Annotated in this window: 1 protein-coding gene; it reads left to right on the top strand. The window is 43.4% G+C overall.

All coding sequences use genetic code 11. The annotated features are described in order from the left end of the window. The coding region (locus tag CYP28_RS05225; RefSeq protein ID WP_141090912.1) for an HAD-IC family P-type ATPase at positions 1-468 on the top strand (468 nt) is incomplete at both ends.

Consider the following 468-nt stretch of genomic DNA (forward strand, 5'->3'; position numbering starts at 1 on the left):
AACTGGGATTCACGGGAAAGAAGTTGTTATCGGTAGAAGGCACTTCTTAGAAGATGATGAGATGATAAGCTTTAAAGCTCACGAAACGCTTATAAATAAGGCTTTACAAAGCGGTCTAACCCTGCTTTATGTAGGATACGACAAAGAGCTTGTTGGTGTCATCGCTATGAAAGATGATATGAGAGCAAACGCTAAAGATATGGTAGCAAAACTACGAAATCTTGGCGTAAAAGAGATAGTTATGCTAAGTGGCGACATAAAGAGCAAGGCTGAAGAGGTAGCGCGCGAGCTGGGACTTGATAGGGTCTATGCTGAGTGCTTGCCAACTGATAAAGCAGCGATCATCGAAGAGCTAAAGAGTGAGGGCAAAAAGGTCGCTTTTGTAGGTGATGGCATAAATGACGCGCCAAGCTTAACAAAAGCAAATGTTGGCATCAGCATGCACAAAGGTGCTGATATCGCTAAAGC

It is taken from the genome of Campylobacter concisus (assembly GCF_002914195.1).
GTDB classification, from domain to species: domain Bacteria; phylum Campylobacterota; class Campylobacteria; order Campylobacterales; family Campylobacteraceae; genus Campylobacter_A; species Campylobacter_A concisus_M.